Here is a 4,747-nt window from a genome sequence, read left to right on the forward strand (position 1 = left end):
GGCTGGTCTCCACGGCGCTGCGCGACAGCGGCTTCAGCGAGGAGGACGCCCCGCTGGGCGCAGCGATCGTCACCGGCATCGACAGCAGCATCGACAGCGAGTTCTAACGGGCTGACCCGCGATTGATCTTGGGGCGTGCTGGCTCTACAACGAGCTCGTGGCCGCGGAGGTCTGCGAGGTGCTGGGGCTGGCGACCGAGCCGCGCACCGTCACCCCGGGGCGCCGGCCCGTGATGGAGATTGCCGGGGTGCCGCATGAGCTGATCCGCTGGACCGCCCGGCGCAGTGACCAGATCGCCGCCTGCATTGAGGACCTGGAGCACGAGTACGTCACCGCGGTCGACGACAACGGTGAGCTGAAGTTCCTGCCCGTGGTCTCCGAACGGGGCCGCGCCAAGCTGAACCAGATGGCCGCCCGCAAGACCCGCCCGCCCAAGCAGAAGACCCAGCCGCTCGCGCAGCTGCGCGCGTGGTGGAAGAGCAGCGCGATCCGCACCTCCGGGGTGGCCGTCGACATCATCAACTCCTTCCTCGAGTACGCGCGTGCTGCAGCGGCGGCGATCCGGGCCCGGGTCGCCGCCGTGGTCGACGTCGCCTTGGCGGCCGTCGACGTCACCGCGACGGTGTTCGTGATGAACGAAGGTGGCCGCTTCCGCCGCCGGCACCTGCTCGCCGAAGCCCGCCGCCACCTCGCCCTCGTCCTGCGCGGCCGCCGCCGCGACCCCGGCCTGGACGACAGAATCGTGGCCGCCGCCATCTCTACGCACTGCCTGGACATCAGCGAGCCGAAGACCGTGCGCGGCCTGGAGGTCGACTACCGCCTCTACACCGCCCGGTGGTCCCTGTCCGCCCTCCCCGCCCGGCGCCGCCCACCCCCGCACCCGGCCCGGACCGGCAACCCCCGGCCGATCCCGGCGAGCCGGCTGCGCCCCGGCCCCCGGGCCAGGAAGCGGGGGAGTGGGAAATCTTCCGCATCCCGCTGCAGTACGACCGGGCTGTCCTAGCCGGCGTGGTGGTGCGGGAGAAGCTGCGCACCACCACCGTCACCGCCACCGCGCCACCTCCAGGACACGTTCGCCAAAGCGGCCCACGACTCCCGCACCCGGGCGGACCGCTACACCGAACAGGACGATGCCGATGGAGCGCAGCCGGTGCGCCAGGACGAGCAGCAGGCGCACCGCCCGCAGGAGCCCGGACCGCACCGCGGCCGGGAGGCCGGCCACTGAGCACTGTGCATCGTGATGTTGCTGGTCACGGGTCTGGTGTGCGCGGGCTTCGGGATGCTCGGGCTGGCCGTGGATGGAGATCGTCGGTCACCGGCGGTGGCCGGTCAGTGCCTTCGCGGGCTGGCGCCGCGGCGTCGCCGAGCAGCGTAGGCACCTGCCGCCACGAGGGAGGTGCAGGCAAGGGCCGCGCCCAGAGCCCATTCGAAGTCGGCGGGACCGGTGCTGCCGCCGATGCCGCCCTGGACGCCACGGGTGGGGAGAGGGGTGGCCGCCGTCGTGCTGGTGGTGCTTCTGTGGGGCAGGACCTCGCAGGCGATGCCGTCGTCCGGCCCCTGGTCCTCGTCCAGCCGGTGGGGGTCGCTGGGGTCTCGGTTCAGTTCCGCCTGGGCGTCTTCCTGGAAGGCGAAGTCGCGGCAATCCAGATCGGGCTGGGCATGTGCCAGGCCGGCCAAGGGGCCGACGGCGAGGGCAACCGCACCTGCGGTGGTGAACGCGGAGCGTATCCGCATGGGTCATTCCTTTCGGGCCGGTGGCCTGCACGATCGTCACCGCGACCCTATGGAGATGATTGCGGCCCGGCGCGTGCTGTTAGGCCGAACAGACACGGATCGGCGTGCGTCCGGGAGGGAGCACACCACTCCCGCGCCGTCGGCCGTACCAGTGCGCACCGCCCACCGAGTGGATGCGCACCACCGCGCCGGTGCGCATCCACCCCCGCGGTGGTGCGGCACCCAGTTGGTGGTGAGCGAGCTGGTCACCAATGCCGTCAAGTACGCTCCCGGCCCCGTCCGGATGGAACTGCGCGTCAACGCCCACGCTGTGGATGTCGTCGTGTGGGACAGCGACCCGATCATGCCCGCGGCCCGGGCCGCCGGTCCCGGCAGGATCGGCCGGCACGGCCTGGAGGTCGTCAAGGCCGTCACCGAGGACCTGTTCATCGAGCGGGAACCGGTCGGCAAACGCGTCGCGGCCCGCATCGCCCTGTCCGACCCACCCCGCAGCGCCACTGCCCACCGCTGAGCCGACGAGTCCTGCGGCACAGCAGCCGTCGGACCAGCTACACGAGGCGCGCATCCGTGGTGCTGCGGACAGTCCCGTCGGATGCCCCGAGCGGCGGAATAAGAAACAGATAAGTCTCGGCGTGTACGGAGATCAAGCCGGGGCAGATGGCGGGGCGGAGGTAGATAACTATGGTTCCCCTGATACTCGTTCTGCTGCTCGCCTTGATCCTTTTCGGCGCCGGGTTCGCCCTGAAGGCCCTGTGGTGGATCGCCGTGATCGTCCTGGTGATCTGGCTGGTCGGTTTCCTCGCCCGCTCCACCGGAGCAGGCGGCAAGCGTGGCCGCTGGTATCGCTGGTAGGACGCGTTCACGGAACGCCACATGCGGGTGGGGGTGCACTGATGATCAGTGCACCCCCACCCGCACGTCCGGGGCTCTCACGTTCTGTACACACGGCCGGCCGTCTCGCCGGTCTCCGTGCGGGTACGCGTCCGGTCAGGTCCGGGGCCGGTACCTGTGCCAGCCGGGAACCTGGCACCTCCAACGGGAACCGGCCCCGGTCCGCAGTGTCGGGCAGCATCCGTGACAGGCCGCAGCGATCCGGAGTTGGCCGTCCCGCTCGGGGTGGGCGCCGATGGTGCCTTACTCCTGCCCCACCGCTTATCTCACTGACGAGTGCGCAGAAATCTGTATTGGCTGGAGTAGACATTCAGTGGTGGGTCTGGTTATGGTTTCTCTCGTAGCCAAGAGGAACAGCAGGGCCTGGCAGACACGAACTGCCGGGCAGCAGTAGTGCAGTTGTCGTTCGTTGGACGGTGCGGTGGTGGAGTTTCGAAGCCAGGGTTGTTGCAGGACGGCGACGGGACTGACGACCGGACCGGGTGGCCCGCAGTGATGAGGGGCCGCCGTGAGCGGTACCGCGGTTGACGCGGTGGCAGTACTGGTAAGTGCAGTTTGTGGTTCTCAGCAGTGAGGTCGGTGAAGTAGTACCTCGGTGAAGGCGTCGGCTGCGGGCGCGCGCACCGGGAGGTTCGGCAGTGGGGTTCCAAGCCAGAGCAGACGCAGGACAGGCGAACGGGGCTGGCTGCCGAAGAGTGGCGCTCTCTCAGGCCATTGAGCGGTTCGTATCACCAGCAGTGCGCATTCCCCCGCTTTACAAGCAGTTGATCCCAGAGGGAAGAACGGAGGAGCCGAGCGCCATCAGGATCGCCCGGGTGGCTTGTTGAGTCCGGGTACCGCAGGACATCGATAGTGAGGTGGTCTCCGGTCGAGCAACCGCGATCCCAGCAGCCCCGACAGCATTCAGGTCGGGCTTGCGGAAACACAGGGCCGGCGCAGTAACCAGGGCCGGCAGATGGTGTAGCAGTTCCTTCGGGGCCCTGGTGCCAATGGCACCAGGGCCCCTCCACGTGTTCCACAGAGAGGTGAGATGACAGCGGACGACTCCTACAACCGTCTTGATGACGACGACTACCCCGCCTACACCATGGGTCGGGCTGCCGAACTGCTCGGCACCACCCAGAGCTTCCTGCGCGCCATCGGTGAAGCCCGCCTCATCACCCCGCTGCGTTCCGAGGGCGGGCACCGTCGCTACTCCCGTTACCAGCTGCGTATCGCCGCCCGGGCACGGGAACTCGTCGACCAGGGGACCCCCATCGAGGCCGCCTGCCGCATCATTGCCCTCGAGGACCAGCTCGAGGAAGCCCAGCGCATCAACGCCGCATACCGCCGCACCGCATCGCTGTACATGGTCGGCGTCTGACCCGCACTGCACGGCGACGCGCCGGACCGTACTCTTCCGCCGATTTCAAGAATATGAGCATGATCGCCGAAGATGCCCAGCCGCCGGTACGGGACGGGAGTTCGCCTCCCGCCCGGCACCCCGCTCGGCACCTTGCGTACCCCCGCGACTGATGCGCCTGCTGGCGCGGCCGGCCCGGGCTGCCGGGCAGGCCGCCGCCGGTCTCACCCGCGCCCGCTGGCAGGGCCAGTGGGCCGAAGGCGGCTTCCGCATCTACAACGGGAAGACCGATCGTGGCGACCACGCTGGAGCTGCTGGGCGAGCACGGCCCGGCCGGGCCCGTGTTCTGGCGTTTCGGCCGTGAGGGCTACCAGAACCTGTGGGACGCGCGGCAATCCCCGCCGGGATGCCTTCCTCGCTCGCCGCGCCGAAGACGCGCAGCGCCGCCAAGCGCAGGAAGCCGTCGAACGCGAGGTGCAGCGCCCGGTGTGCGGGGACTGCGGGCAGAAGTTCACCGACGACCGGTGGAAGGCCAGCACCGCGGTCGAATGGGATCGCGGGAACAGCCACCCGCATCTGTGCGACGACTGCGAGTACCGGGCGCTCGAAGCGGAGCAGCAGGCACGCGTGGACGAACGCGAGCGCCAGGAGCAGGAGCGCCAGTCGACACCCGACAGGATCGGCCAGCACGGCTTGGAGGTCGTCAGTGCCTGAGGCACTAACAGTCCCTAACAAAGCCGTTGGACGTGGCGGTGGGTGATCAGGCAGACGGCGAGTCCG

General features: G+C 69.4%; 6 protein-coding genes and 1 pseudogene. 5 read left to right on the top strand and 2 right to left on the bottom strand.

The features are described 5' to 3' along the window. Positions 1–121: 121 nt before the first annotated feature. A complete protein-coding gene (locus IEY89_RS39795) occupies positions 122–1,003 on the top strand; it encodes a relaxase domain-containing protein (RefSeq protein WP_268240810.1) in 882 nt (293 codons plus the stop codon). A gap of 39 nt (positions 1,004–1,042) precedes the next feature. Here the strand turns inward: IEY89_RS39795 and IEY89_RS39800 are convergent, their stop codons facing one another. Together IEY89_RS39800 and IEY89_RS39805 are read right to left on the bottom strand one after the other, a co-directional pair. Next, positions 1,043–1,222 carry a hypothetical protein gene (locus IEY89_RS39800; RefSeq protein ID WP_189152398.1) on the bottom strand — a complete coding sequence of 60 codons (180 nt, stop codon included), beginning with the start codon at positions 1,220–1,222 and terminating at the stop codon, positions 1,043–1,045. A gap of 107 nt (positions 1,223–1,329) precedes the next feature. Next, complete coding sequence (locus tag IEY89_RS39805; protein WP_189152399.1) at positions 1,330–1,734, bottom strand: hypothetical protein; 405 nt, start codon at positions 1,732–1,734, stop codon at positions 1,330–1,332. A gap of 163 nt (positions 1,735–1,897) precedes the next feature. Between IEY89_RS39805 and IEY89_RS39810 the strand changes: the two are divergent. The 4 genes and pseudogenes from IEY89_RS39810 to IEY89_RS39825 form a co-directional block, all read left to right on the top strand. Next, positions 1,898–2,245: pseudogene (locus IEY89_RS39810) on the top strand (ATP-binding protein); the annotation flags it as partial. Positions 2,246–2,415: 170 nt separating this feature from the next. After that, entirely contained in the window at positions 2,416–2,586 is a 171-nt protein-coding gene (locus tag IEY89_RS39815; RefSeq protein ID WP_044472719.1) for a hypothetical protein, read from the top strand. 1,069 nt (positions 2,587–3,655) lie between these two features. Beyond that, positions 3,656–3,988 (top strand): helix-turn-helix domain-containing protein, encoded by a 333-nt coding sequence (locus IEY89_RS39820; RefSeq protein ID WP_189152400.1) that lies wholly within the window; start codon positions 3,656–3,658, stop codon positions 3,986–3,988. Positions 3,989–4,327: 339 nt separating this feature from the next. After that, positions 4,328–4,681: a hypothetical protein gene (locus tag IEY89_RS39825; protein WP_189152401.1), complete on the top strand. Its 354-nt coding sequence runs from the start codon at positions 4,328–4,330 to the stop codon at positions 4,679–4,681. The last annotated feature ends 66 nt before the right edge of the window (positions 4,682–4,747 follow it).

The organism is Streptomyces lacrimifluminis (assembly GCF_014646095.1).
GTDB lineage: Bacteria > Actinomycetota > Actinomycetes > Streptomycetales > Streptomycetaceae > Streptomyces > Streptomyces lacrimifluminis.